We start from the raw sequence: 26,075 nt of genomic DNA on the forward strand, positions 1-26,075 counted from the left end.
AATCTTGAAAAAATTTAAAAAAACAGCTGCTTTAATACACCTCTGGCTTGGACTGATTAGTGGTGTTGTCATTACCATTGTAGCCATTACCGGCTGTATATACGTTTTTGAAGAGGAGTTGTTTAATTTTTTCCATCAGGATATTGTTTATACAAAGGCAGCGGGCAAACCATTGCCTTTGTACATCTTAGAAGACAAGGCACAGAAGGCACTTCCTGCTGACGAAAAATTTAATCGTGTGGAAGTAAAATCAGATCGGTACGCTTATATATTTTCAGCTTCTAAAGTCAATAAAAAGACTAAATCAATTTTTTATCTTGGTCAGGTAGCATATAGTAAAGAGGTGTATATCGATCAGTTTAGCGGTAAGGTTCTCGGGGTTATTGATCTTAAACATGAATTTTTCAGTATTGTCAGACTGATTCATCAATATTTGCTATTTAAGAAGCCTATTGGAAGTCTTATCGTAGGCTCTTCAGTACTCCTGTTTCTGGTGATCATTATTACAGGCTTTATCATCTGGCTTCCCAAAAAGTTAAAAAACATCAGGCAACGCTTAACAGTAAAGTGGAATGCAAGGTTTAAACGACTTAACTGGGATTTGCACAGTACGTTTGGTTTTTATGTGATTCCATTTGCACTGGTAATAGTTATCACTGGCCTGGTGTGGTCGTTTAAATGGTGGGAACTGGGCATTTATAAGTCATTGGGCACACCTAAAAAGCCAAATTTATTAAGAGAATACGTACAATTTCCGGCTGAACATAAAACCAGATTAGCCAGTAACCTGGCCTTAAATACCCTGATCAGGTTGAATAAAGGGAATTACGAAGCGATCCTGCTAAATTATCCTGAAGAAAAAAAGGCAAGCATGATGGCTACCGTTCAGATCATTCATTCAGGAGATGCCTGGCGGGGATTAAGTTATTTCTACTTCAATCCAAATACGGGTTTACTTACGGATCAAATGTTACATCAGCATAAGCCGTTGGGTTTAAAATGGCGCAATTCCAATCTCGATATCCATGATGGTGGCTTATTGGGCTGGCCTACTAAGATACTGGCATTTCTGGCTGCCTTAATTATTGCAACCTTGCCCACTACCGGATTTTTAATCTGGTGGGGGAAAAAGAAAAAAAGAGGCTTCTGATCTGATCAAAAGCCTCTTTAACATTGATATTCAGCTAATTTTAAAAGTTAAAAGCCAATTTGGTAAAGAGCCTGCGACCATTAAAGCCCATTTGAACAGCATCCCATGCACCGCCTGTCTCGCCATCATAAGCCGAGAGTTTAGCACCTTGAACATAGCCATAATCCGGGTGAATATTGAATACATTATCTACACCAAAAAACACGGTCATCCTTTTTGATACTTTATAAGAACCATAAAGATCAGTAACCATTTTACCAGAATAATTGAATTGCTCCAATACGGTTGTGGCCGGATCGTTATCCAGCGCAACCAAGGGTGGGTAAGTATTTTCATAGCCATAACCCAAAATCGAAATTTTACCATAGTACAAAAAGCGTGTTCCCACCATCCAATTGCCAAAACCATAATCTAAGTTTAAGCCTAGTTTTACAGGAGGTGCAGACGCTTTAATGTAAGCCTGTTCACGATCGCTAAAAAATGCCTGTTGATTTTCATAAGAACCACTTAGTGCATTTGGAATATTGATTTTATCAATATTTAGGTGATTTAAGTTTCCGGTAAATAAAACCCTGATGCTCTTATTATCGAATCGTTTGTTATAATCTACCACTAAATCCAAACCATAATTTGTGGTGTTAACCGCATTTGCAAAGAACTGTGCCTGTGATACATTCAATTGATTTAATATCGGCTTCAACGCCGGAATACTTTCATCAAACTGACCTGACAAAACTACCCTATCTTTAATATTGATGCGATAACCATCTAAGGTAACGTTAATCTCCGGTATAGGCTTCCATGAAAATCCTAAACTGGCATTCATAGATTTTTCCTGTTTTAAATCAGGAATTCCTGCAGCTTTGGTAATTGGACTATAGTTTGGTGCAATTTTAACCTCGAAAACATTACCTCCCTGTACATTGGTAAAGGTATTGCTAAAATTGATTTGCTGTAGCGATGGTGCCCGGAAACCCGTACTTAATGATCCCCGAATATTAAAATTATTCGTTAGCTTGTAACGGGTAGCGAATTTGTAATTGCTGGTGAAACCAAAATCGTTATAGTTTTCGGCTCTCACCGCAACACCAATCAGCCATTTATCAGTTGCATCTAATTCAGCATCAACATAAGCCGCCACGTTTGATCGGCTGGCATTCACTTCATCACCTGGCTGATAACCAGGGAAACCTTGTGCCCCGGTAGCTTTATCAGGGTTATAGTTGGCATAGGAGTCTTTTTCACCAGCATAAATCTGATAATTTTCATATCGATGTTCCAGGCCAAATGCTAAATTTAATCCTGATGCAACATCAGGTATTGCTTTACTTAAATTGAAGTTAACCGTGTTCTGCAAAAATGAGAAACCGCCATCGTCAAAATGCGTTTTTCCGGCACCCAAAGAAGCATTGAAAGTCTGATCACCATAAAAATGGAAATTATTACGTCCCAATGTGTTGCTTAAATCCCAGTTCCAATCGTTACCCCAAATGCCTTTTACTCCCGCCGCAAAAGAAAGATCCTGAATTTTAGTCTGAATGATCGGATCAAAATAAGTTTCTCCGTCTATTGTAGTTTGTAAAATAGGGTTTCCGGCAACTCCATCAGGAAAACGCTCCGGCCTGTCTGATAAATTTCGGGTGTAAGCATAGGCATCAGAGGCCTTTATATTACCACCTCCAAAAGAGTAAATAGTTGTTTTAGTGTGTGCAATCGGCAATTCCATATTGTACATTAAACCACCGGAGGTTACTGACCCATCTCCTGTAGATCTCCTCACCGTATTAATAGGCAAACCATCTTTGGTACTTAAATCTGTATTCAGGTTTTGCCTGAATGTCTTTCCATTGGCAAAAAAGTTACCGGAGAAATTGATAAAACCATTATTTTTCCCCAATGCCAGACCATAATTAGTGCCTAATGAAAAAGCATTGCCATCTATTGCGCCACCATGGCGATACTGACCCAGCTCTTTAGCATAATAAGTATTATTTCTCGGATCATAATAGCCCGAGTAGCCGGTATTGACACTTAAAACACCAACATCCTTTTTTAAGATCAGGTTGATTACGCCCGCAATGGCATCAGAGCCGTATTGGGCTGAGGCCCCGTCTCTTAAAATCTCCACCCGATCTATTGAAGATTCGGGAATGGCATTTAAATCCGTTCCTGAATTTCCCCTTCCACGGGTTCCGAATACGGCAACAAAGGCCGTTTGGTGACGGCGTTTACCATTCACTAAAACCAATGTCTGATCTGGCCCCAAACCTCTAAGCGTAGCCAAATCTATCTGATCGGCACCATCTGACCCACTTTGTTTATTAAAATTAAAAGATGGAGAAGCCGCATTTAAAATAGAGGTTAAATCCATTTTTGCAGTAGGCATATTTACCTGGTTAATTTTAATCACATCAACAGGAACTGGTGTTAACATGGATGAGCGACCTTTTCCACGTGTTCCAACCACCACAAAATCACCAAGATTTTGTGAACCTTCAGACAGCGTAATTGATGAAGCCATAGCGGCAGTCACTTCTTTGGTTTCATAACCAATTGCACTAATCACTAAAATAGCCTGATTGGAAACTGAAATCTGAAAGTCTCCATTTTGATCCGTAACCGCACCCTTACCAGTCCCCTTTTCTTTAACAGAAGCGGCAATAATTCCTTCTCCTTTCGTAGTTAAAACCTTTCCCTTAACCAAATTCTGGGCTAAGGCAGTAATCGGAAGCACAAAAGCCACCATTAACACATAAAGTAATCGTTTTTTCATATTTATTTTGCTAGATACAAGCAATATAAATTAAAAAACCATTCATTTTGTTAAAAAATAAATTAATAAAACAAAATAAAAACCACAAACAAACGAATTAACTTCAATTAAACCCAAAACGTATATTTAATACAACAGATTTATAGATTTTCTGTAGAAATTGAATAAAAATCATTCAAATAAAAAGACTAAAACTTATGCATTCTTGCTAACAAATGAATGACATAACCTTTATTTAAAAAGCATATTTTTGTTGCTATGGCAAAAATATCAATCAACCTTGCTACAGGTTCATTTCAAAAGGAAGAAATCATAGTCGGAATCGATTTAGGCACAACCAATAGTTTAGTCGCTTTTATTAATCCAGATAAAAATCCGCAGGTGATTAACGATGCCGGAAAGGGATTATTGGTGCCATCTGTGGTTTATTTTAACAGCCAGAATGAAGCTATTGTGGGGAATGAAGCTAAGGAATATTTAACTACTGATCCGGCCAACACTATATTTTCAGTTAAAAGATTATTAGGCCGCTCCTATAAGGATGTTGCTGAACATGCTGCTATTTTCTCTTATAAAATTATTGATGATGATAGCGATGCCCTGGTAAAAATTCAGGCAGGTGATCGTTTTTATACCCCTATTGAACTATCTGCAGAAATTTTAAAAGAACTGAAAGCCAGGGCAGAACATGCTTTAAAGACACCTGTTAACCGGGCTGTAATTACTGTTCCAGCCTATTTTAATGATAGTCAGCGCCAGGCCACACGCGATGCAGGTAAACTCGCCGGTTTAGACGTAATGCGCATTGTAAATGAACCTACCGCTGCTAGTTTAGCTTATGGAATTGGTTTAGATCCTACGCAACAAAAAACCATTGCCGTTTATGATTTAGGTGGTGGAACATTTGATGTTTCTATTCTTCAAATTCAGAATGGAATTTTTGAAGTACTTGCTACAAATGGAAATACTTATTTAGGTGGTGATGATTTTGATAATGCCATTTTAAACCATTGGATAGAAAAAAATAATTTAGACATTAAGGTATTGGCTGAAGATAATATCCTGATGCAAACCTTGCGTTTACAAGCTGAAGCAGCAAAAAAAGCATTGTCTTCGCAAAATTTATACAATGAAAAAGTTGGCGAAATCTGGTGTACATTAGATCAGCAAACTTTTGAACAGCTCATTGCGCCGAAGGTTGAAGAAACCATTAGCGCTTGTAAAAATGCTTTAAAGGATGCTGAACTTAAGGCTGATGATATTGATGAGGTGATTTTAGTTGGTGGCTCCACCCGTACCCCATTTGTTAAACAACAGGTAGAAAATTTCTTTGGCAAAACACCTCAAGATAATATTAATCCGGATGAAGTGGTGGCATTGGGTGCAGCCATTCAGGCAGATGTATTGGCCGGCAACCGTTCTGATATCTTATTGTTAGATGTAACCCCTCTTTCTTTGGGCATCGAAACCATGGGTGGATTAATGGATGTGATTATTGCCCGCAACAGTAAGGTGCCGACTAAAGCAGGTCGCCAGTATACGACATCCATTGATGGGCAGGTAAATATGAAAATTTCTGTTTATCAGGGTGAACGCGATCTGGTAAAAGAAAATCGTAAACTGGCTGAATTTGAATTAAGAGGCATTCCGGCTATGCCTGCCGGATTACCTAAAGTTGATATTAACTTTTTATTGAACGCCGATGGCATTTTAACTGTTCAGGCAATTGAACTGCGTTCTGGCGTGAAACAGGAAATCGAAATTACACCAAGCTATGGTTTAAGTGATGACACTGTAGAAAAAATGCTGATTGATAGCATCACCCACGCCAAAAGTGACGTTGAGCAACGGATGCTGATCGAAGCAAGAAGTGAAGGTGAGCAATTGGTTTACACGGCCGAAGGTTTTATCAAAAAACATGCAGAACATTTAAGCGAGACCGAAATTGCAGAAACTGTGGCACATATCGAAGCGTTAAAAACAGCTTTAGCCTCACAAGAAAAAGATACCATTTTGAAGAAAGCAGATGAACTGAATGAATTTACCCGCCCATTTGCAGAACGTGTAATGGATGCGGCGGTTTCTACGGCGATGAAGGGGAAGAAGATTGAGTAGTAAGTCCCGAGTTCAACGTCGTTAGTTCAGAGTCAATGTGTAAATTTAAGGCATAAGGTATCGTTCTGAATGAGATTCCAAATTTCTTATTAAGCATTTGCCATATAAGAAAATGAAGGGCGATTATCCTGTGAGTATTTTCTTATATGGTAATTCCCGCTTTCTTACCATACATCAAAAACCGCTAAACCTTAATCCCCTATCTTTGTTAAATAAATTTTAGCATTATGGAATTAGGTATTGGCATGTTCGGCGATTTGCAAATTAATGCAAAAGGAGATATTCAACCCGCACAACAAAGGCTTCAGGAAATTATAGAAGAAATTAAATTGATGGACCAGGTTGGTCTTGATTTTTATGGTATTGGTGAGCACCATCGCCCTGATTATGCAGTTTCCAGTCCGGAGATTATTTTAGCCGCGGCAGCAACAGTTACTAAAAAAATTAAACTAAGCAGTGCAGTTTCCGTTTTAAGCTCCTCAGATCCCGTAAAGTTATACCAGAATTTCGCAACTATAGACTTAATCTCAAACGGCCGTGCCGAGCTTATGGCCGGTCGCGGAAGTTTCATCGAATCATTTCCTTTGTTTGGCTATGACCTTCAGGATTACGATGAGCTTTACGAAGAAAAACTCGAATTGCTTTTAAAAATAAACCGTGAATCCAAAGTTAACTGGAAGGGCAAATTCAGGGCCGGTTTGGTGAATCAGGAAGTTTTGCCACGTGCGGTAAATAATAACCTCAAGATTTGGGTTGCCGTAGGTGGTACGCCACAATCTGTTGAACGGGCAGGCAGATTAGGCTTACCTGTCATGTTTGCAATTATCGGTGGTCAGCCAAATCAATTTAAACCCCTTTTTGATTACTATAAAAAAGTTTATCAGGCCCATGGTCATGATATGGCTAAATTTGAAGTGGGCGTACACATGCATTCCCTGTTTGGAGCGAACAGCCGGGACATTTCAGATTATTACTTCCCCTTGTATTCAGCTCAAATGAATAGAATTGGAAAATCACGTGGCTGGGCACCTTTTCAGAGAAACCAGTTTGAAGCCGGCCGGAGCCCCGAGGGTGCTTTAATTATTGGTGATGTCAATGAATCCGTTGATAAAATTTTAGCCATGGAAGCCACATTTGGCTTAACCCGTTTTTCAGCGCATATGGATGTTGGCGGGCCATCTCATGCGGCCATGATGAAATCAATAGAGCTCTTCGGAAATCAGATTGCGCCTGCCATTAGAAAAGCCCTGCAGCCATAAATGAGGTCAGATAATCTTGGGAATTGGCATAAAACTTGAAACAGAACAGTTATGCATATTGCTTAAGGTTTGGCTTTAATTCTAAACTGAATGGATTATTATATCTATAAATTGTTTTTAAACTTTTAAAATTAAGATGATCAGATGAGTTTTTTAAAAAAATTATTTGGTTCAGATGCTCCTGAAAGGGAAGAACCAGAAGTACTCATGGAATTGAGAAGTCCGGCTTGTCCGATTACCGCTATTGTGGAGCAGGATAATCAAGTTGCTTATTTTTATTTGTGGGGTGATGAAGATTCCGATTTTGGAGTTAAAGCCTGCTGGATCAGAAACCTGGATGAAGCCCCCTTAAATGCAGATTTGAAACAAATGGAAGAAGGAATTCCGCCAATGTTAACCAAAGCATACTGCAGGTTTCCAGAAGGACAAACACCTTTGCAAGCAGATGATTTGGAAATTGTTTGGCTTGAGGAAGGTGATGGTGCTGCTTTAATAGAAAAGGGAGAAGTTATTGCCCTTATCCCATCCTGGGCTGGTATGAATGGTTTTTCAGGCTATGCCAGAGACTGTGTTGGTGAAGGAGAATATTGCTGGGAACTCAAATCTTCTAATATCTTATTAGAAAGGGTTAAAAAAGCGAAAGATTACTGGCAATTGTGGGATCAGGAAATTAATCCATTTCAAATGATTCAGCCTCAGTTACTTCAACAATATGAAGATCATTTAGGTAAAAGTGATCAATATTTTGCGATAGATGGAAACGAATGGCCACCAAGGGGCTTATTCTTAAAGAAAGGAGAAGTTAAGGATGTATTTGTAACCGTTGGACTATCGTTGCTACCTATGCCAGTGGCTGAAATGTATAGCGAAGACCCTAATGCGGTAAACAGAATAGAATTGGGCTTACTCTTAAATGCTGGCTTGACGCAGGCAGAGCTTAACCTTATTGGCGGTTGGATCAGCGGTCAGGCGGGCATTCCGTGGAAGAGAATTTCCTGGCTTGGTAACGGGCACACCATCACTTTTAATATTTTTGAGCACACAAAAATGACGTCAGTAGTACTGGTGAAACATTTAAATAACTTACCTGATATCCCGCTTGAAAATTACCGTGATAGTCAGGTGAATATATTATGGATGGTACCCATTACCGAAAAGGAGAGAAATTATATTACAGATCATGGATTTGAGCCCTTCAGTGAAAAGTTAAATAACATCGGATCAGAAATTTTCAATATTCACCGTGATGAAATTAATTTAAGTTAAAATCAGCACAAATAATATATATTTTTTATCTTAGGATATGAAAAGATTAACGATAACAATGGCGTTAATCATCCCTTTTCTAATTTGTACATCCTGGGGTTTCTTTGCACATCAAAGAATTAACCAACTTGCTGTTTTTACCCTGCCTTCCGGCATGATTGGTTTTTACAAAAAAAACGTCAAGTACATTACCGAACATGCCGTAGACCCAGACAAACGAAGGTATGCGGATACGCTCGAGCCACCTCGGCACTATTTGGATGTTGAAAATTACACATCAAATATAGATAGCATTCCTGAAAAGTGGAATGATGCATTGGCCAGATACGGATCAAAGTCATTAAATGCAAATGGTATTCTTCCCTGGCAAATCCAGCGAACATACTATAGCCTGGTTAATGCTTTTAAAATCATGGATTCTGTAAAAATACTGAAGTATTCGGCAGACCTTGGACATTACATCGGAGATGCACATGTACCGCTCCATACTACCGCTAACCATAACGGACAACTCACTAAACAGGTAGGAATTCATGCGTTTTGGGAAAGCCGTTTGCCTGAATTATTTTCAACGCAATATAATTTTGTTGTAGGCAAAGCCAGTTACATTGAAAACCCATTAAAGGAGGCATGGAAAATAGTGAAGCATACCCATCGCTTAGTGGATACCGTGTTAATTTTTGAAGCACAGCTGGCCGCATCTTTTCCATCTGACCAGAAATATAGCTTTTCTGAACGGAACAATGTGGTTTTAAAACAGTATTCTATTGCCTATGCAAAGGCTTATCATGACCGGATGAATAATATGGTGGAAAAACAAATGCGGTTGGCTATATTGGAAACCGGTAATTTTTGGTTTTCAGCCTGGGTTGATGCCGGACAGCCGGAACTTAAAAATCTAGTGAAGATTGAGCCCGAACCAGACTTAAAAAAGGAAGAATCTGAAACAGAGCAGAAATATCAAAAAGGCATCATCATCGGACGAGAAATATGAGTAAAACAAAGCGGCGAACATCAAATGCCCGCCGCTTTAAATTCTTTATCAGTATTTATATTATTTCTTGGCGTCCTCACCTTCTATAATTTCTTCTATTTTTTTTGGTTGAAGACGGCTTTTTACCGCAGCCCATATCGCCGGAACAAAAGTTACCACCCCAATGAATACAATTACAAGTTCGAAATTATTTTTGATCACAGGAATCTGGCCCAATACAAAGCCACCCAATAGTAGCGCGACGATCCATGCCACACCGCCTATAACATTGAAATAGGTAAACCGGCCGAATGGCATCTTCGCAATTCCGGCCACAAATGGCGCAATGGTTCTGAAAATAGGCAAAAAGCGACTAAAAATAATGGCCTTTCCGCCGTGTTTTTCAAAAAACTCGTGTGATTGTTCGTAATATTTTAATTTTAAAATTTTATTATTCTCCTTGAACACACCAGCTCCGAGCACACTACCTAGTTTAAAGTTTACCGTATTACCTAGAATGGCTGCAATGATCAGGATAAATAGCATTAACCAAATGCTGAGTCCGGTTTCATGCTCACCGGCAATTAGGGCCCCCATGGCAAAAAGCAGGGAATCACCAGGTAAAAAAGGTAAAACCACCAAACCGGTTTCTGCAAAAATAATCAGAAACAGGATCAGATATGTCCAGGTTTGATAATCATTAACAATTTGTGCGAGATGTACGTCGATATGAAGGATAAAATCCAGAAGTTGATGTAGTAATTCCAATTGATCTAATTTTGGACAAAAGTATGAATATGAAAAGGATTTAGGAGCGATTAATTAAATAAATCTGATTAATCAGTTACTGGTTACCAAACGTTTCTGAAGATCTCCTGTTTTAGAACCGTCAATCAGCACCGTATAAACTCTACCTTTAATTATTGTTGTAGAATCCAATACCGTAACTACTGGCTGTGGATTAGTGGTAGTTGGTGTAGTGAGCACAAATGAAATTTTGGTTAACCTGCTTACCTTTATTTTCTTTTCAACCCGATCGCCGTAACTCATGGAGAATTTATTAAAACTGGCACCTGTATCTGTTACAATAACCGGAGACTGAAGGGTATAACCCAGATTTAAAAATACAACTTTAGCAGTTGCCGTATCTATTTTCACATCATCCTCATACATCATTAAATTTGGTGGTGAGGTTATCGTCTTTCTGGTGAAAAATACAGAATAATTTTTTCCTATTCCAAATCGCTGATTATCCAAACTGGTTAAATCGTCAGATGAGGTAATGTTCCTGGAGCTTACTTTGTAGGAAGAGTCTCCTGCAATTACAATATAACTGCTATTGGTTCCGTAAGTTGTAGCAGAACCAAGCTGCCGGCCACTAAGAAAAAAATTTTGCGTGGTATCCAAAGCCGAAGTTTGAAATATCCTGATTTTTGCATCTCCCTTAATGAAATTATCATTTTTAATGCAGGCACTGATACAGATAGTGCCCAGAGTTAAAAACAGTAATTTAGGAATTAGAAATAATTTATTCTTCATAAACAGGTATAACACAATTAAAACGTAAAGATAGCAGAAAGCATATTAAAACTGATAATTAATTATCTGTAATCACATGTGCCGTTAAGCTGGCAGCGGTATTGCCACTGAACCAAATGGTATAAATCTTACCTGCCTGAAAATTAGAATTATCAATGGTTTTAACTGTTCCGGAGCCTACAACATTATACCTGAGGTTTAAATCGGCATCTACAGAAAAATAGGTTGACGACTCTTTGTATTGTAATCCGTTTACGAATAATGTTCCTGCCTGTACACTCACATTAATTCCTGTTGTAAAATAAGGCGTAAGGCTGATCAGTTTAATTTTAGCTTTTCCTGATTCGGTATTGCTTAAATTATCTTCATAGGATACAATTTCTTTTGCTCCTGAACGGTTACTGATCAAAAAAGTAGTATAGGTAATGGAAGGTGTATATTTAATAGAAGCTTTTGTTTCAACGTGATTATCCCCTATAAATTTAATATCCCTGCTTCCGGAAACCAGCTTCATATAATCTGTTGATTCAGAGAAAGCCAGTGCGGAATTAGAAAGCTTTTCGTCATCAATAAAGATATCCTGAACTGCATTGGCCTGAATAGCATTCACTAACTTCACTTTTGATTCGCCTTTCACCTCGACATTTGGATCCGCTTTTTTACAAGAAAATAAAGAAGTAAGGATTAAACATGCGAAAAGAATAAAGAAAAGAGCGGAATGGCGTTTCATAGCAGGGTTTGGTTATAACAAAAATGGCTTGGTCAAAAACCAAGCCATTTTTTATATTTAATGAAACAGATTAATAGCTGTTATTCAGCATAACCGGCATCACCAACATCAAAACATCTTCGTTTTCATCATTGGTTTGAGGAATGAGTAAGCCGGCCCTGTTTGGTGTTGAAAGTTCTAAGGTAACTTCATCACCACTAAGGTTGGTGAGCATTTCAATCAGAAAACGGGCATTAAAGCCAATTTCAAGATCTTCTCCATCGTATTGACAGCTTAAACGTTCATGTGCTTCATTGGCAAAATCCAAATCTTCAGAAGAGATATTAAGTTCACTTCCATTGATTTTTAACCTCACCTGGTGAGTGGTTTTATTTGCAAAAATCACTACCCTACGAAGGGTATTTAAAAATAATCCCCTGTCAATTACCAGTTTATTTGGATTGTTCTGAGGAATCACCGCCTCATAATCTGGATAACGTTCGTCTATTAAACGACACACCAGGTTGATGTTATCAAATTTAAAGAATGCGCTTGTGGCATTATAATCAACTGACACATTAATATCTGTTGATGGTAAAGCTGCTTTTAAAAGTGTCAGTGCTTTTTTAGGAAGAATAAATGAAGTGGCTTTATCGGCCTTACTATCCATGCGACGGTAACGCACCAGCTTGTGGGCATCAGTTGCTACGAATGTGATGTGCTGAGGCGATAGCTGGCAAAATACACCAGTCATTGCAGGGCGCAACTCATCATTACTTACCGCAAATATGGTTTTGGTAATAGCTTCTGTTAAAACAGACGCCGGTAAATTTACCGAAGAAGCATTTTCTACCACCGGAATTTTAGGGAAATCATCCCCGTTTTCACCACTTAATTTATATTTACCATCACCAGCACTGATTTCTATTGCAAAGGTACTGTCGTCAATATTGAACGCAATGGGTTGATCTGGTAATGTTTTGAGGGTATCTAATAAAATTTTAGATGGAACAGCTACTTTACCTTCTTCCTTTGACTCTACAGCTAATGAGGTGGTCATGCTGGTTTGTAAATCGGTAGCTGAGATCGTGAGGTTTCCCTCTTTAATTTCAAAAAGAAAATTTTCTAGTATAGGTAGAACTGTACTGCTGCTTGATGCACCATTTACAGTTTGCAGGTGTTTTAATAAGGTTGATGTGGATACAATAAATCTCATGATATTATTTAGTCTTCTTCAAAAATATAAAAATTATTTAGCGTACTTGTATTTGCGGTAATAATGTTGAAAAATCGCAAAGAATATTAACAATAACAAAGGAACTGCAATATTTATAAACTGCCATCGGGCTTTTTCGAGTTTTATTTTGGTTTTATCCAGCAACCTGATTTTCACTTCTTTGTTTCTGAGTATAATCAGGTTATCATCGTCGGTAAAATAATCAACAATATTTAACAGTAGTGCTTTATTGCCATAAGTGCGCTGGCTAAACCGGTCAAAACCCAAAGGAAAAGGTGAATGGTCTCTTTCAGAAACCTGATTCCTGAAGACATCCCCATCGCCGATGACGATCATTTTTGTAGTTTTACTGTTTAAATCCTGGGTATAAGGTACTGAAATTCCAGTCGGCAATGGTCTGCCCGCAAATACAGAAGGAAAATGCCCTTCCATCATTAAACCTACGTGCTGTGGTACGCCTTGAAATGCACGGGGGTCCAGCTGTTCACTAATCATCTGTAAACTGAAAGGCTTAGGGGTATTGTAAACCTTATTAAATGCTGAAGTATTGAGAATGAATGATTTCGTAACACCCTTAACCGCTATGCTATCTACCGTACCAGGAAACTCCGACTTTATACCATCTAGTTTTTTCACCACACTTTGGCTCGTATCCGGAAGTAAGATAGGGTAATAGATCCATGGCAAGAGTTGCATCTGGCTTTGTCCGCCAACAGGCCCTGTTGAAACTGGAATTTCGGCACAATTTGCCGGATCAGCAATCAGATTATAATTAAGTCTCGCCCCATACATAAAAAGCATATCATCCAGGTTCAGGTTGCGGCTGGTCGCCATCTGCCCGCTCCTCTGTCTCAAACTATCCAGTTCTGCATTTACCTGATCAATGCTCCAGAGTATACGCCCGCCATTCATCACAAAATAATTGATTTTGTATTTTTCCGTTTCCGAAAACGGCTTAACCGGCTTGGCAATAATCATCATGTTCAACTTATCCAGCCCGGCCTTATCAATGGTGTTCAAATCCACGCGTCCTACTTCATAACTACTCGAAAGCGTTCGGATGGCATCTCCAATCTGTAAATCGTTAAGTTCTCCATTTGATTCGGTAAATCCAATCCTGGGATTTTTTCCGGTAATTACTTTTTTTAAGCTTGCTGTAAAAACATATTCCAGGTTTTCAATGGCCCGGTTTATATTATCTTCATAACTGCCGCGGGTATCTAAATTCTGAAAAAGCTTTACCGGAAATTCCTTATTGTCCGTTTCAATCATGGCCATTGGATACACTAATTTCTGTGTCAGTCCGGCTTCTGTTTTAACACTTAAATTGGTTGCCTCAATCCCTCTTTCATATAAGTTATTGATCACGGTGTCCTGATCGGATTGATTTAATCCGGCCAGCGGATCAACAAAAACAATTTTCAGATCGGCATTAGAATAAGCTTTATAATCTGACAAAATATCATTTACCGCGGCCTGAAGACGTTTAAATGCAGGAGGCAATTCACCATCTAAAAAAACAGTGACGGTAATGGGCTTCGTATTTTTAGCCAGAATATCTTTTGTTTTATTACTTAAAGTAAACCGCTTATCTATAGTAAAATCAAAGCGGTAAAAAATATAGTTTCCAATAATATTGATGGCAATGATTGCGATAAAAAACAAGATCATATACAGCCATTTTTTCCCTTTTTCCATTATCGCTTCCCTCCTATTATTAATCTGGTAAACAATAAAAAAAGCAGCGTAAAACTGATAAAGTACAGTAAATCCCTGGTATCCAGCACACCTCTGCTCATTGAGCTATAATGTGCACTGATACCGAAACTTGAAATGGTACTTTGGAAGTGCTGTAAAAAAGCCACCTGACTGGTATATTCAAATCCTAAAAAGACAAAGGCACATAATGCGGCGCAAATCACAAAAGCAATGACCTGATTTTTCGTTAATGCAGAAGCAAAAATGCCTATTGATGTAAAAATGGCGCCGAGAAAAAATAAACCGATGTATGATCCGGTTACCGCTCCTGAATCAATATTTCCTTCCGGAAATCCCAGTTTTGAAATGGAGTAAGAATAAACGAGTGTTGGAATTAACGCAAAAAATACCAGCACCAGGCAGGCCAGAAACTTCGCAATGATTATCTGCCACAGGGAAACGGGCCGGGTGATTAAGAGTTCGTAAGTTCCCTCCCTGCGTTCTTCGGCAAAAGACCTCATGGTGATGGCCGGAATCAGAAACATAAATAAGTAAGGCACCAGACTAAAAAAGCCATCCATTTCGGCATAGCCATAATCCAGAATTGATGTGTCAGGAAAAAACCAGAGCAACAAGCCAGAAATAAGCAGGAAAATGCCAATGGTGATATAAGCCACCATTGAACTTAAGAAACTGAATAACTCGCGTTTAAAAACTGCGTACATACCACGTTAAAATGCCGAAGTTAATTAAATATTCGGGCATATTAAAGGTACAAAACGGCTAATTCGTTCAGAAAGCGTTGTTGCTATTCCGCTTTAATGAAATATATTACCTTATCATTGATTAAAATAAAAGCTAACGTTAACAGCACACACTTTATCTTTTCATTAGTTAAATCTAACACTTAGCCAAGGTATCATTTTAACCCAAATCAGATCTTTCATGAAGTTACTCCATTATTTAACTAATAGCTGGCTGTAAGATTTAGCATGAAAATATTTCTATACTAATATAAATACCAGCACTTTCATCTTCCCGAAATAGGGATTAATAAAGCAATCAGGCCGTAAGTTTTCTGAAAATATCCTCCAGTGAGATCTGATGATGCACTTTTTTCAGGCCTTCAAGCGTATCGTTCGCTACAATTTTACCTTTATTGACGATGATGATGTCATCACAAATGGCTTCTACCTCTTGCATAATATGTGTAGAAATAATAACCGTTTTATTTTTACCCAGCTCCTTAATTAAAGCACGAATATCTATTAATTGGTTAGGATCTAAACCTGAAGTAGGTTCATCCAGAATCAAAACATCGGGATTATGAATAATAGCCTGTGCCAGTCCTACCCGCTGGCGGTAACCTTTTGATAACATCGCAATTTTCTTGTGTTGCTCTGGTGTTAAACCCACCAGCTTAATCACTTCATCCACACGACCCGGTATATCTTTTAACTTATAAGTATGCCCCACATAGCCCAGATACTCCCTTACATACATTTCCGGATAAAGCGGTGTATTTTCGGGCAAATAACCGATGTGTTTTTTAGCCTCAAGAGATTGCGTAACGATATTTTTATTTGAAATCTCCGCACTGCCGGATGTTGGTTCCAGGTAACCGGTTAACATGCGCATAGTTGTTGACTTCCCCGCACCATTTGGTCCCAAAAACCCTAAAATACGCCCCGCCCTGGCTTCAAAACTAATTGAATCAACAGCCTTTTGTGCATCGTAATGTTTGGAAATATTTCTTACTGAAATGCTCATTTTGTTTTATATAACCGCAAAGAACACTAAGTTTTTCGCAAAGGCTGTAAAGTTAGCCAAGTAAGACGTTTCTAATTAATGCGTGCTGATTTCAACTTTTTATTGTACCTGAATTTATCAAGCTGCTCAGCTGCTTGGGGGATATTATCGCCAGATAAGATGTCCGCTCCATTGTTTACCAGGTGGTAATAAATATTTCTGGCCGGACTGGCAATCGCACTTTTATCAATGTTACCCATGGTTCCTAAAATGGTGGTAATGCCCCTGGCGTGAAGAAATTGATATAATTCCTTATCAGGTGCCGAAACGCCAACAAAAGCCACAATTCTATTGTCGGGAATACCCAGAGCATTGAGCCGTTTCAACTCTGATTGTTTCTGTACCGATGCAGAAATCATTAAATCCGGCGCCAGGCGATGAACCTCTTCTGCCTGATTTGCATTATAGGTAATGAGGATAGCATTACTTTCTACCTGGTATTGTCGCACTTTTTCAATCACTTTCGCATAAGAAACGCCCTTTTTCAAATCGATTGTTAACAATACCTTTCCTTTACTCCAGCTTAAAACACTATCAAGCGTGGGGATCTTAAAACTGGTTTCTTTCCCTTCATTATCTTTCAGGTTAAATGATTGAAGTTCTTCGTACTTGTAATTTCCAATCGGGCCTTTTCCAGTTGAGGTCCGGTCTAAATTATCATCATGCATAATCACCATCACCGAATCTTTGCTGTAAGCAATATCAAATTCGATGACCATGGGATTATAAGTGGTTGCATTATTAAAGGTTTCAATACAATTTTCAGGAAAACCGGGCATCGGGCCACCTCTGTGTGCACTGATTAATGGAAAACGGTTTTCCGGGCTCCATTTTAAGAATTGATAGAGTTCCTGAATATTATTAAACTTAATATATTGATGAGCTTCCTCCTGGCCGCATGCGGCGAAAATGGTCAGAAAACTCAATAAAATGAGATGATAAAATTTCATAAGGCAAAAATAGTAAAAAATGGATGATGTATAGGGTTATAAGAAAAATGGAAGCAGGGGAGACAAACTTTCATTATTACACCACTTTTGCAAACTAAACCCGATGGCAGCGAGCACGAAGTAAAGCGTACAGCGGGACTGGAGCAACCGATCAGCATTACCATTGCTTTACCACTAAATCGCCTAAAGGGAGACCCTGTAAACCGCATAATGGTTTCGTTCAAAAACCTTCAGCCTTATACCTTTAAACCCTCCGCCTTTTTATTATCTTTGCTGCATTATGGCTCAAAAGAATAACGACGAACAATTTAAAAATGTAATCTCACATGCAAAGGAATACGGTTTTGTATTTCAAAGCAGCGAAATATATGATGGCTTAAGTGCCGTTTACGACTACGGGCAATTGGGTGCCGAGTTAAAAAACAACATCAAATCATACTGGTGGAAAGCCATGGTACAAATGCATGAAAATATTGTAGGAATTGATTCTGCGATTTTTATGCATCCTAAAGTTTGGAAAGCCAGTGGTCACGTGGATGGTTTTAACGACCCGATGATCGACAATAAAGATTCGAAAAAACGTTACCGTGCCGACCAGCTACTGGAAAATAAAATTGATGAATTATATTCTGAACTGGCCAATTTCAGTGTTGAAAACAAAGCTAAGTTTCAGGAGTTTCAACATGAAATTTTAGGTCTGAGTGATGAAGGTCAGGCCGCGTGGATTCCTGGTTTTAAAGATGAAAATGACATTTTAGAGCATGAGAAATATCCTTTTATTAATGAAGCCAGCTGGAGATTTGTAAAAAAAGGCTTAGCACTTGAGGTTGAAATGAACCTGGCACTTAAATCTGAAAATTTAGCACAGCTAAAGGATTTAATTGTTGATTATAAAGTGATTTGCCCGATCTCTAAAACCTCCAACTGGACAGATGTACGCCAGTTTAACCTGATGTTCAGCACTCAGTTTGGTGCTATGGCAGAGGGCAGTGATGAAGTCTATCTTCGTCCGGAAACGGCTCAAGGTATTTTTGTAAACTTTTTGAACGTTCAAAAATCAGGAAGGATGAAAATTCCTTTCGGAATTGCCCAAATTGGTAAAGCCTTCAGAAATGAAGTAATTGCCCGTCAGTTCATTATGCGCATGCGCGAATTTGAGCAGATGGAAATGCAGTTTTTCGTTCGCCCTGGTGATGACAAAAAATGGTTTGAATACTGGAAAGAAGCCCGCTTGAAATGGCATAAAGCTTTAGGAACATCGCCTGAAAAATACCGTTACCATGACCACGTAAAACTGGCGCATTATGCCAATGCAGCCACAGATATTGAATTTGAATTCCCATTCGGATTTAAGGAAGTGGAAGGAATTCATAGCCGTACAGATTTCGATTTAACGCAACACCAGGAATTTTCCGGCAAGAAAATGCAATATTTCGACAATGATTTAAATGAAGATGGCAAGCCTTACGGAAACTATGTGCCATATGTGATTGAAACTTCAATCGGTTTAGACCGTATGTTTCTGTTAACCATGATTAATGCTTTTGAAGAGCAGGACTTAAGTACAGCAGAAAAACAGGACAGTCGTACATTGTTACGCCTGCACCCTGCTTTGGCACCTTATAAAGTTGCAGTTTTCCCATTGACTAAAAAAGATGGTTTACCGGAAAAAGCCCGCGAAATTATGGATACCCTGAAGTTCGATTTCAATTGCATATATGAAGAGAAAGATGCCATTGGCAAACGTTACCGCCGTCAGGATGCGGTTGGTACACCTTTTTGTTTAACTATCGATCACCAGAGTTTAGAAGACAATACCGTAACCATCCGCCATCGCGACAGCATGGAACAAGAACGTGTTGCTATTGCTGATTTAGCCGATATTATTGGCAAAGCAGTGAGTTGGAAAACACTACTTGCCTAATTGATCACCTAAGAACATTTTAGTTTGGTTATCATATTTAGTCGCAGGTTTTAACCTGCGACTTTTTTTTGGAAAAATGAATTTATCAGCACATTACGACAAACTATATCAGGAATCGAAAACCAAAATAGCCAATGGCCATTATGAGGTTGATGAACTGATTGATTCGAAAGATGATTATCGTTTCGGAATTACCTTGGTAATCAGGCCGGACGAAAGCACCAAGACTAACATCCAACAATTTTTGAATGAAGTTAAAGCCATTGATCCACACCAGTATTATTATCAAAATAGCGATCTTCACATTACGGTGATGTCCATCATATCCTGCTATGTTGGTTTCGATCTCCGGCACATCAATGTAGCGGATTATGTTAAAGTAATTGAACCGATAATAGCCAAACACCGAAATTTCAAAATTCAATTTAAAGGAATTACGGCCTCTCCTTCCTGCATTTTGCTTCAGGGATTTTTAACTGATACGCTAAACGAAATCAGGGATGATTTGCGCATTGGCTTTAAAAATACTGATCTTCAACAAAGTATAGATAAACGTTATGCCATTCAAACAGCACATTCAACCGTTATCAGGTTCAGGCAAGTGCTAAAAAACAAAGATCAATTATTGAAACTGGTAGAAAAATACAGAGACTTTGATTTCGGCACCTTTGAAGTACACAACATGGAGTTAGTTTACAATGACTGGTATCAACGCAAAAAATTCGTGAAAAAACTACACGAGTTTGATTTATAAACAAAGCAGGTTTCGAGATAATGCGAAAGTCAAAAAAGAATGATTTAATCTATAAGGATCCTGGTTTTATCGTTTGTAGATTATATTTGTCTTGGTCCTAATCATATCACCTGATGAAACTTCCTCAAAAATTTTTTGCCCGTCGCCATGAAATTGCAGCCGATTATATAAAAGAGTTAGATAAACATCTTGATGATATTGTATCCGGCCGGGCAACAGAAATGTTTGAAGTCAGGGACTTTGCCGATTTAATCCATGTCCACCCGGTTCATTTAAGCAATACCATTAAAGCCGCTACCGGCTATGCGCCATGTTATTTCTTTGAAAAGCGTTTGATGGATATTTCAAAATCCATGTTGGAAAATACCAATATGCCCATTTCAGAAATTGCCAGAATTTTAACTTACGATCCTTCAAACTTCACCAAGTTTTTTAAACATTTTGCTGGCAAAACGCCAAAGCAATATCGTGAAGCATATTTAATTTCTTTAGCAAATAAAGCCCTTACTACCGCATAATACTTAATCTCTCACCATTTTAACTTAAGTAGTCACCATTTTTCCCATCACTTTCCATTTAACTTTGTTTATCAAATTAAAAGAACATGGAAAAACAACATAAAATTGCATTAGTTACCGGTGGTAGCCGTGGCTTAGGAAAAAATGCAGCGATTAAAATCGCCGAAAAAGGTATTGATGTTATTGTTACCTATCAATCAAAAAAAGAAGAAGCTGAAAATACGGTTAATGAAATTAAAAAATTAGGTGTAAATGCCGCAGCACTTCAGCTTGATGTTGCCAATAGTGGAAATTTCGATGCTTTTATTACTGAAGTGCAATCCACTTTAAACACGGTTTTCAGTGCTGATAAAATGGATTTTATCGTAAATAATGCAGGTATTGGTATCCATGCATCATTTGCAGAAACCACAGAAGATCAATTTGATACTTTGGTAAACATCCAGTTTAAAGGTCCGTTTTTTCTGACGCAAAAAGTTTTACCTATTCTGAATGATGGTGGCGCGATTATTAATATTTCATCAGGCCTGGCCCGTTTCTCTTTACCAGGATATGCGGCTTATGGTGCGATGAAAGGAGCTATGGAAACTTTAACCAGGTACCAGGCAAAAGAATTGGGTGCAAGAGGTATAAGATCAAACATCATTGCCCCTGGAGCGATAGAAACTGACTTTGGTGGTGGTGTGGTACGTGATAATGAACAAATGAACGCAGGAATAGCCTCACAAACTGCTTTAGGCCGTGTAGGCTTACCTGATGATATTGGTGGTGTAGTGGCATTTCTTTGTACAGAAGAAGCCAGATGGATTAATGCGCAACGCATTGAGGCTTCAGGCGGCATGTTCTTATAGATTATAGAATGGCTGAAAGTTCAGTTTGTCGAAGGCCATTGGGTACTTCGACAAACTTTGATTAATGCCCTATCGACCAATAATCACCCAATTAAAATAAAGCATTCTTCCGGGCGTTTTCATTACAAATCCCATCTTGAATGATCAGATATTTTTTATTCACACTCTTAATTCTTTCTTTAGCCGTTATTGCTCAGGCACAAAAATGGACAGATGCGGAGTATCAACGTGCCAATACAGCAGCCAACGCATCATATCTCAGCAATGAAGAAAAAAACATGGTGCTGTACATGAATTTGGCGCGTATGGATGGCGAGAAATTTTATCACACCCTACTGGAAGAATACATCAATGATTACAATGCAAAAGTTCGTAAATACCGCAATTACAATGATCTGAAAATTGCTAAAAACAACCCTTATTATTTATCACTACTCATACATTTGCGCAAGATAAAAGACCTGCCAATGTTTTATCCGGACGATAAATTATCAATAGTGAGTCGTAATCATGCATTGGATTTAAGCAAAAATAATCTGGACACACATGAGAGCAGTAATGGCGATAAGTTTTCAAAAAGAATTGCTACATATTACCCAAATAGAACGATGAGTGAAAACATCGATTTCGGGAATGATAAGGGATTGGATATTGTATGCCACCTGCTTCTGGATTGTGGTGTGCAATCTCTTGGTCACCGCCTCACCATACTGGACCAAAGAAACAGGTTTAATATCGTTGGTTTAAGCATACAGCCACATCCCTCCTATATATGGTGTGCGGTGATAGATTTTGTTGCACTCCCTAAATCAGACCGTTAAACGCCATAATGACCTATTCAATTCATTTAACCGTTTAACCTCAGCAAAAATTTGAAAGTAATTTTTGTTAAAAAAACTACCTTTGCGACTGAACCATATCAAAATTCATGCGGAAATTTATTTTAGCCATTATCGATTTTTTCTATCCACCATTTAAAAAATACATCTCACTGCATAATTTTCGATATCTGGCTACAGGTGGCAGTACTTTCGTTCTTGGGCTGGTGGTTTTCTATGTTGCGTATAATGATGTCTTCATGAAGGAAGAATATCATATTTTATTCATGACTTTGAAAAGAAATACCGTTGCGCTTGCCGTGGAGTTTGCCATTGTCATTCCCTATAGTTTCATTTTAAATAAATATGTAATTTTTACGCACAGCGAAGTAAAATCACATGTTCAGTTATTTAGATTTTTAAATCTGCAACTGATTAATATGCCGCTTAACTATATTTTGCTCAAGTTCTTTTCAGAAATTTTAGGTATTTATCCCACCATATCCCGCCTGGTTGTACAATTCCTAATCGCTGGCTTCAGTTACCTTTATCAACATTACTTTACCTTTAGTGTAAAGAAACTAGGCAGCAATAGCAAAAATCAATAAAACCGGCACTAAATACTGATTCTTCGATTCTGCTTTAACCATTTATTACCTATGGCTATTAATTTATAGGATGGCTTTCTTGTTTAGGTAAGGCTAACATCATAACTTAGCCCTCGACCAACTTATTTTCATTTCAACCATGAGCCATTTTAATGATTTTAATAACGCGCAGGTAGCAAAATTACCTAATCATTTAAAACAATTTATAGTTAACCAGAATTACGAAAAATACACCCCTATTGATCAGGCGGTTTGGCGTTATGTCATGCGTCAGAATTATAGCTATTTAAAGGATGTTGCTTATTATCCTTACATTAAAGGTTTACAACGGGCCGGCTTAAGTATTGAACATATTCCAGATTTACAGACCATGAATGATAACCTCGGCAAAATTGGCTGGGGTGCCGTTACGGTTGATGGTTTTATTCCACCAGCTGCTTTTATGGAATACCAGGCCTATCGGGTCTTGGTCATTGCTGCAGATATTCGCCAGATCAACCATATTGAATATACACCAGCACCAGATATTATTCATGAAAGTGCCGGCCATGCCCCTATTATAGCAGATACAGATTATAATAATTATTTGAGTTATTTTGGTGCTATTGGTGCCAAAGCGATGTTTTCAGCCAAGGATTTTGAGCTCTATGAAGCCATCAGAAAATTATCCATATTAAAAGAAGCGGTTAATACTAATGAAGAACAAATTGCGAAAGCAGAAAAAGCATTGCGCACTATTAGTGAAAATATGGGAGAGCCTTCCGAAATGGCACTACTTGGCCGCCTGCACTGGTGGACAGTTGAATATGGCCTAATCGGAACGTTGGAAGATCCGAAAATTTATGGTGCAGGTTTGCTTTCATCCATTGGAGAAAGCGCTTCCTGTATGAATAAAGAAGTTAAAAAATTGTGGTACAACATCGATACCATCAATTACCAATATGATATCACCAAGCCTCAGCCCCAGCTTTTTGTAACAGAAACTTTTCAAAATCTAATTGATGTACTGGAACAATTTGCAGATACCATGGCCTTTCGCCGTGGCGGAACAGAAAGCATCATGAAAGCGATTGCCTGTAAAAACGTGGCAACAGCAGTTTATTCTTCAGGATTACAGGTGAGTGGTGTATTTACCGATATCGGGATTGGCCTGGCAGATGAGCTTACCTTTATTAAAACTACCGGGGTTTCTGCCCTTGCTTTTAATGACAAGCAACTTCCGGGTCATGGAAAACAATATCACGCTGATGGGTTCTCATCTCCTGTTGGAAAGCTGAAGGATGTTACAAAACCGTTGGAAGATTACAGTGATGAAGAAATCAGAACATCAGGAAATCATCAGGGTAACAGAACCCAGATGATTTTCAGCAGTGGCATCTGTGTTGATGGCAGGGTGACAGATATTTTGAGAGAAAATGGAAAGGTTATCTTAATCACATTTGTAGACTGTACCGTAAACGAGCGCAATGGTAATATCCTTTTTAAACCCGAATGGGGCAATTATGATATGGCTGTGGGTGAAAAAATTATTTCTGTTTTTAATGGTGCGGCAGATAAGGATGCCTTTGAAGAGATTGCCCTGATCAGCAAGGAAAGTACACATCAGATTATTTATGAAGAAAAAACAGTAGCATTGCATCAGCTGTATCAACAGGTTAGAGAGATCAGGGAAAGTGGTCAAAACCTGGATGCACTCGCTGGAATTTTTGATCAGCTGAAACGGAACCATCGGCAGGACTGGCTTTGTTCATTGGAGATTTTAGAAATCATCTTTCATCAAAAAATTTATCACCAGCTGGAAAAGGAAATTCAGGTTTATCTAGAAATTAAGGCGGGCAAAGAGTTAGATCATAAAAAACTTATTAATGATGGTTTACATGTGATTAAAAATCCGGTGAGTCAATTATTAATAGATTAACACAAAAACCTAACCTGTGAAATTTGATATTAATTAAGTAAATTTGAGCATGATCATTGAAATCCAACAACCTATCACGAAAGAAAAAGTTCAAGATGCCATAAAAAATTATCAGAAACGGGTGTAAAAAACCTTGCATAAGCATTTTAGAAAATTGCAACGTGGTTTGGATGAAGTAGATTACCAGAAAAAAATAAGAAATGAGTTCATTTAGTTTTGTAGCGGATACAAACTTCCTTATTAATGTTCAGGGCAACGCTTTAAAGTAAAAGCTCCCGATGCAATTATAGCAGCTGTTCAAGTTTTTTTTGCAAATACCTTTAGTCACTTCTGATACAGGATTCTAATTTATCGATGATATTGAATTAATTTTAATTTAACTTACGCCAGAATTTTGAAGATTACTAAGCTTAAAGCTATTTAAAACTTAAATCAATAGATGAAGGATATTCATCGCAAATATACCTTACCCATGAACATTATCATTACCGGAGCAAGCAGCGGAATCGGATTTGAAACTGCCTTAGAGTTTAGCTTGCAGAAAGAAAATAAAATTGTTGCCATAGCCCGTTCTGCGGATAAACTACGTAAACTGCTGGAAATTGCCAAAGGGATCAACCCGGATTGCACACTGCTGCCTGTTGAATTTGATATCGTAAATGACGATTATGCCGCACTGATTCCATTTTTAAAAGAGCGCCTCGGCCATATCGATATCCTGATTAACAATGCAGGCGCATTAATTAATAAACCTTTTTTAGAAACAACTGAACAAGACTTAGGCGAAATGCTGCAAAGCAACGTAATTAGTCATTTCAGAATGATCCAGGCTACATTACCTTTAATGCAAAAGGGCAGCCATATTGTCAATGTCGGAAGCATGGGTGGTTTTCAGGGGAGTGTTAAATTCTCCGGACTTTCTGCTTACTCTGCAAGTAAAGCTGCGCTTCATGCCTTAACCGAATGCCTCGCTTTTGAATTAGCGCAAACAGAAATCAAAATTAATTGTTTAGCCTTAGGTTCGGCACAAACGGAAATGCTGGAAGCTGCTTTTCCCGGCTATCAAAGCCCTGTAATGGCTTTTGAAATGGGGAAATACGTAGCAGATTTCGCAAAAACAGGGCATAAGTTTTTTAATGGAAAAATTTTGCCTGTTGCAGTGTCAACACCTTAATCATTAAGACTTTAAAAACTGATAAACTTTAT

The 26,075-nt window shown here is 38.3% G+C and carries 23 protein-coding genes; 14 read left to right on the forward strand and 9 right to left on the reverse strand.

Annotated elements, in window-relative coordinates:
- Positions 1-4: 4 nt before the first annotated feature.
- Complete coding sequence (locus CBW18_RS08635; protein ID WP_172406478.1) at positions 5-1,150, forward strand: PepSY domain-containing protein; 1,146 nt, start codon at positions 5-7, stop codon at positions 1,148-1,150.
- A gap of 40 nt (positions 1,151-1,190) precedes the next feature.
- Here CBW18_RS08635 and CBW18_RS08640 read toward each other — a convergent pair whose 3' ends face one another.
- The gene (locus CBW18_RS08640; RefSeq protein ID WP_088300892.1) at positions 1,191-3,923 is read right to left on the reverse strand and encodes a TonB-dependent receptor domain-containing protein; all 2,733 of its coding nucleotides are present in this window, start codon (positions 3,921-3,923) and stop codon (positions 1,191-1,193) included.
- Positions 3,924-4,181: 258 nt separating this feature from the next.
- Between CBW18_RS08640 and hscA the strand changes: the two genes are divergently transcribed.
- From hscA to CBW18_RS08660, 4 genes are all read left to right on the forward strand, one after another.
- Positions 4,182-6,038: a Fe-S protein assembly chaperone HscA gene (gene hscA, locus CBW18_RS08645; RefSeq protein ID WP_088300893.1), complete on the forward strand. Its 1,857-nt coding sequence runs from the start codon at positions 4,182-4,184 to the stop codon at positions 6,036-6,038.
- Between the two features lie 227 nt (positions 6,039-6,265).
- Entirely contained in the window at positions 6,266-7,297 is a 1,032-nt protein-coding gene (locus tag CBW18_RS08650; RefSeq protein WP_088300894.1) for an Atu2307/SP_0267 family LLM class monooxygenase, read from the forward strand.
- 144 nt (positions 7,298-7,441) lie between these two features.
- Complete coding sequence (locus CBW18_RS08655; protein WP_088300895.1) at positions 7,442-8,563, forward strand: suppressor of fused domain protein; 1,122 nt, start codon at positions 7,442-7,444, stop codon at positions 8,561-8,563.
- 37 nt (positions 8,564-8,600) lie between these two features.
- Positions 8,601-9,557: a zinc dependent phospholipase C family protein gene (locus tag CBW18_RS08660; protein WP_088300896.1), complete on the forward strand. Its 957-nt coding sequence runs from the start codon at positions 8,601-8,603 to the stop codon at positions 9,555-9,557.
- Positions 9,558-9,617: 60 nt separating this feature from the next.
- Here the strand turns inward: CBW18_RS08660 and CBW18_RS08665 are convergent, their stop codons facing one another.
- The 8 genes from CBW18_RS08665 to CBW18_RS08700 form a co-directional block, all read right to left on the reverse strand.
- Positions 9,618-10,304, reverse strand: coding sequence for a VTT domain-containing protein (locus CBW18_RS08665; protein ID WP_088300897.1), 687 nt, complete (start codon positions 10,302-10,304; stop codon positions 9,618-9,620).
- A gap of 72 nt (positions 10,305-10,376) precedes the next feature.
- Entirely contained in the window at positions 10,377-11,075 is a 699-nt protein-coding gene (locus tag CBW18_RS08670; protein WP_088300898.1) for a DUF4397 domain-containing protein, read from the reverse strand.
- Positions 11,076-11,133: 58 nt separating this feature from the next.
- Positions 11,134-11,805, reverse strand: a complete 672-nt coding sequence (locus CBW18_RS08675) for a DUF4397 domain-containing protein (protein WP_088300899.1) — start codon at positions 11,803-11,805, stop codon at positions 11,134-11,136.
- 70 nt (positions 11,806-11,875) lie between these two features.
- A complete protein-coding gene (gene dnaN, locus CBW18_RS08680) occupies positions 11,876-13,000 on the reverse strand; it encodes a DNA polymerase III subunit beta (protein WP_088300900.1) in 1,125 nt (374 codons plus the stop codon).
- Positions 13,001-13,033: 33 nt separating this feature from the next.
- Positions 13,034-14,719: a gliding motility-associated ABC transporter substrate-binding protein GldG gene (gldG, locus tag CBW18_RS08685; RefSeq protein ID WP_088300901.1), complete on the reverse strand. Its 1,686-nt coding sequence runs from the start codon at positions 14,717-14,719 to the stop codon at positions 13,034-13,036.
- Positions 14,719-15,444, reverse strand: a complete 726-nt coding sequence (gene gldF, locus CBW18_RS08690) for a gliding motility-associated ABC transporter permease subunit GldF (protein WP_088300902.1) — start codon at positions 15,442-15,444, stop codon at positions 14,719-14,721. Before gldF ends, gldG begins: the two co-directional genes overlap by 1 nt.
- A gap of 337 nt (positions 15,445-15,781) precedes the next feature.
- Positions 15,782-16,489 carry an ATP-binding cassette domain-containing protein gene (locus CBW18_RS08695; RefSeq protein ID WP_088300903.1) on the reverse strand — a complete coding sequence of 236 codons (708 nt, stop codon included), beginning with the start codon at positions 16,487-16,489 and terminating at the stop codon, positions 15,782-15,784.
- A gap of 71 nt (positions 16,490-16,560) precedes the next feature.
- Positions 16,561-17,478, reverse strand: coding sequence for a glycerophosphodiester phosphodiesterase family protein (locus tag CBW18_RS08700; protein WP_088300904.1), 918 nt, complete (start codon positions 17,476-17,478; stop codon positions 16,561-16,563).
- An 87-nt stretch (positions 17,479-17,565) separates the two neighbouring features.
- On the opposite strand from CBW18_RS08700, the gene CBW18_RS08705 reads away from it, so the two are divergent.
- From CBW18_RS08705 to CBW18_RS08745, 9 genes are all read left to right on the forward strand, one after another.
- Positions 17,566-17,775 (forward strand): hypothetical protein, encoded by a 210-nt coding sequence (locus CBW18_RS08705; RefSeq protein WP_088300905.1) that lies wholly within the window; start codon positions 17,566-17,568, stop codon positions 17,773-17,775.
- Positions 17,759-19,402 carry a glycine--tRNA ligase gene (locus CBW18_RS08710; protein ID WP_088300906.1) on the forward strand — a complete coding sequence of 548 codons (1,644 nt, stop codon included), beginning with the start codon at positions 17,759-17,761 and terminating at the stop codon, positions 19,400-19,402. Before CBW18_RS08705 ends, CBW18_RS08710 begins: the two co-directional genes overlap by 17 nt.
- Before the next feature lie 76 nt (positions 19,403-19,478).
- Positions 19,479-20,156: a 2'-5' RNA ligase family protein gene (locus CBW18_RS08715; RefSeq protein WP_088300907.1), complete on the forward strand. Its 678-nt coding sequence runs from the start codon at positions 19,479-19,481 to the stop codon at positions 20,154-20,156.
- Positions 20,157-20,269: 113 nt separating this feature from the next.
- Complete coding sequence (locus tag CBW18_RS08720) at positions 20,270-20,674, forward strand: AraC family transcriptional regulator (RefSeq protein WP_088300908.1); 405 nt, start codon at positions 20,270-20,272, stop codon at positions 20,672-20,674.
- A gap of 86 nt (positions 20,675-20,760) precedes the next feature.
- Entirely contained in the window at positions 20,761-21,525 is a 765-nt protein-coding gene (locus tag CBW18_RS08725) for an SDR family NAD(P)-dependent oxidoreductase (protein WP_088300909.1), read from the forward strand.
- A 140-nt stretch (positions 21,526-21,665) separates the two neighbouring features.
- Complete coding sequence (locus CBW18_RS08730; protein WP_088300910.1) at positions 21,666-22,346, forward strand: CAP domain-containing protein; 681 nt, start codon at positions 21,666-21,668, stop codon at positions 22,344-22,346.
- Between the two features lie 107 nt (positions 22,347-22,453).
- Complete coding sequence (locus CBW18_RS08735) at positions 22,454-22,951, forward strand: GtrA family protein (RefSeq protein ID WP_088300911.1); 498 nt, start codon at positions 22,454-22,456, stop codon at positions 22,949-22,951.
- A gap of 139 nt (positions 22,952-23,090) precedes the next feature.
- Positions 23,091-24,869: an aromatic amino acid hydroxylase gene (locus CBW18_RS08740; protein ID WP_088300912.1), complete on the forward strand. Its 1,779-nt coding sequence runs from the start codon at positions 23,091-23,093 to the stop codon at positions 24,867-24,869.
- A 472-nt stretch (positions 24,870-25,341) separates the two neighbouring features.
- Positions 25,342-26,043: an SDR family oxidoreductase gene (locus CBW18_RS08745; protein ID WP_088301350.1), complete on the forward strand. Its 702-nt coding sequence runs from the start codon at positions 25,342-25,344 to the stop codon at positions 26,041-26,043.
- Positions 26,044-26,075: the final 32 nt, after the last annotated feature.

Source organism: Pedobacter sp. AJM (assembly GCF_002197755.1).
Classification (GTDB): Bacteria; Bacteroidota; Bacteroidia; order Sphingobacteriales; family Sphingobacteriaceae; genus Pedobacter.

Bases quoted from the DNA above. Each gene is read 5' to 3' on its own strand.
- CBW18_RS08640 (WP_088300892.1), bottom strand. From the start codon at position 3,923: ATGAAAAAACGATTACTTTATGTGTTAATGGTGGCTTTTGTGCTTCCG.
- dnaN (WP_088300900.1), bottom strand. From the start codon at position 13,000: ATGAGATTTATTGTATCCACATCAACCTTATTAAAACACCTGCAAACT.
- CBW18_RS08715 (WP_088300907.1), top strand. From the start codon at position 19,479: ATGAATTTATCAGCACATTACGACAAACTATATCAGGAATCGAAAACC.
- CBW18_RS08660 (WP_088300896.1), top strand. From the start codon at position 8,601: ATGAAAAGATTAACGATAACAATGGCGTTAATCATCCCTTTTCTAATT.
- hscA (WP_088300893.1), top strand. From the start codon at position 4,182: ATGGCAAAAATATCAATCAACCTTGCTACAGGTTCATTTCAAAAGGAA.
- CBW18_RS08725 (WP_088300909.1), top strand. From the start codon at position 20,761: ATGGAAAAACAACATAAAATTGCATTAGTTACCGGTGGTAGCCGTGGC.
- CBW18_RS08720 (WP_088300908.1), top strand. From the start codon at position 20,270: ATGAAACTTCCTCAAAAATTTTTTGCCCGTCGCCATGAAATTGCAGCC.
- CBW18_RS08655 (WP_088300895.1), top strand. From the start codon at position 7,442: ATGAGTTTTTTAAAAAAATTATTTGGTTCAGATGCTCCTGAAAGGGAA.
- gldG (WP_088300901.1), bottom strand. From the start codon at position 14,719: ATGGAAAAAGGGAAAAAATGGCTGTATATGATCTTGTTTTTTATCGCA.
- CBW18_RS08670 (WP_088300898.1), bottom strand. From the start codon at position 11,075: ATGAAGAATAAATTATTTCTAATTCCTAAATTACTGTTTTTAACTCTG.
- CBW18_RS08700 (WP_088300904.1), bottom strand. From the start codon at position 17,478: ATGAAATTTTATCATCTCATTTTATTGAGTTTTCTGACCATTTTCGCC.
- CBW18_RS08695 (WP_088300903.1), bottom strand. From the start codon at position 16,489: ATGAGCATTTCAGTAAGAAATATTTCCAAACATTACGATGCACAAAAG.
- CBW18_RS08745 (WP_088301350.1), top strand. From the start codon at position 25,342: ATGAACATTATCATTACCGGAGCAAGCAGCGGAATCGGATTTGAAACT.
- CBW18_RS08710 (WP_088300906.1), top strand. From the start codon at position 17,759: ATGGCTCAAAAGAATAACGACGAACAATTTAAAAATGTAATCTCACAT.
- CBW18_RS08730 (WP_088300910.1), top strand. From the start codon at position 21,666: ATGATCAGATATTTTTTATTCACACTCTTAATTCTTTCTTTAGCCGTT.
- CBW18_RS08650 (WP_088300894.1), top strand. From the start codon at position 6,266: ATGGAATTAGGTATTGGCATGTTCGGCGATTTGCAAATTAATGCAAAA.
- CBW18_RS08675 (WP_088300899.1), bottom strand. From the start codon at position 11,805: ATGAAACGCCATTCCGCTCTTTTCTTTATTCTTTTCGCATGTTTAATC.
- CBW18_RS08740 (WP_088300912.1), top strand. From the start codon at position 23,091: ATGAGCCATTTTAATGATTTTAATAACGCGCAGGTAGCAAAATTACCT.
- CBW18_RS08735 (WP_088300911.1), top strand. From the start codon at position 22,454: ATGCGGAAATTTATTTTAGCCATTATCGATTTTTTCTATCCACCATTT.
- gldF (WP_088300902.1), bottom strand. From the start codon at position 15,444: ATGTACGCAGTTTTTAAACGCGAGTTATTCAGTTTCTTAAGTTCAATG.